Annotated in this window: 1 protein-coding gene; it reads right to left on the bottom strand. The window is 71.2% G+C overall.

All coding sequences use genetic code 11. From position 1 onward, the window contains the following. Window positions 1-1,156 (bottom strand): RICIN domain-containing protein (locus AC1D01_RS34685; protein ID WP_477874052.1); only part of this gene is annotated, 1,156 nt, incomplete at its 3' end. Between the last annotated feature and the right edge of the window lie 231 nt (window positions 1,157-1,387).

Consider the following 1,387-nt stretch of genomic DNA (forward strand, 5'->3'; position numbering starts at 1 on the left):
GTGCAGGCGACGGCGCCGGCGCCGGGCTGGGTGCAGGGGCCGGAGAGGGCGCAGGAGCCGGGGCCGGGGCCGGCGCAGGAGTTGGCGCCGGAGCGGGTGCAGGCGCCGGCGCTTGCGCATCGGTCGCCAGCAACTGCCAGCGTTGGTTGTCGTTGTTGCCGCAGTCCCATTGCTGGATGCGGCCGCCGGCCACGGTGCTGAAGTCCTTCACGTCGAGGCACTTGCCGGTGTGCTTCGCCGCGATGCGGAAGCTGTCGCCGCCCGGCATCACGCTGAAGCGCTGGTTGGCGCCGGCGCCGTAGCTCCATTGCTGGATCAGCGCGCCGTTGGCGGTCGAGATGTCGCTCACGTCGAGCGCGCGGCCGCTGTTGACGTTGATGAATGCATAGCTGCCGTCGTCGGCCGCGCGCACCTCGAAGCGCTGGCTGGCCGAGGTGCTGCACGCAGCCTGCAGCGTCTTCGCACCATCGGTGGTGGACGCGCCCTCGATGTCCAGGCACAGCTTCGACTGCAGGCCGCGCAGCGTGTACTGGCCGATCGCGAGTGCACCGCGTGCGCTGCCGCCGCGCGGGAACAGCAGGAACTGTTGCGCCGCGTCGGTGCTGCTGCAGCCGGCCTGCTGCAACGCGGCGCCGTCGGCGTTCGAGCGATCGGCGATCGTCACGCACTTGCCGCTGGCCGCGCTGACCCAGCGGAAGCGGTTGCCCTGCACGCGCCACGGGCGAAAGCGCTGCGCGTTGGTGCCGTTGTCGGTCCACTGGTGGATGGCCGCGCCGTCGGCACCCGAGCTGCCCGACAGGTCGAACACCTGGCCGGTGCCGGCGTTCACGAGCTTCACGGTGCCGCCGGCCTGGGTTGTCAAGTCGAAGGCCTGCGTGAGGCCGGTGCCGCAGGTGGCCTGCTGGATGCGGCCGCCATCGGGCGCCGAGGGAACGGCATCGACGCACTTGCCGCTTTGCGCATTGACGAGCACGTAGCGGCCGGGCGCGATCACCGGCGGCGCGTCGCCGACCGCCTCGGCGGTCTCGCGGTTGAGGGCCGCATCGGAGGACGACCCGGCCGACGGGTTGCCGCCGCCGCAGGCGGCCAGCAGCAGCGAAACGGCCAAGGCGGCCGCGGTCGGCGTGGCGTGCAGCGTCGAATGAATGTGGCGCATGGGGATGTCCCTCTCCGATTCTTGTGCGCAGCGGCCGATCGGCCGCGCGTGTGTGAAACCGGTTCCATTCTTCCGCGCCGCCGTCCCGGCAGGCATCGCAATTGGCAAGCGTGTGAAAGCAGGCGTAAGGCAAGAGCGCGCTGGAGCTGCAGCCTCCCTCCCGTTCGGGCTRAGCCTGTCGAAGCCTTGGCACGATGCGCGCAGGCCCTTCGACAGGCTCAGGGCGAACGG

The sequence above is a fragment of the Rhizobacter sp. P3_B12 genome (genome assembly GCF_056402895.1).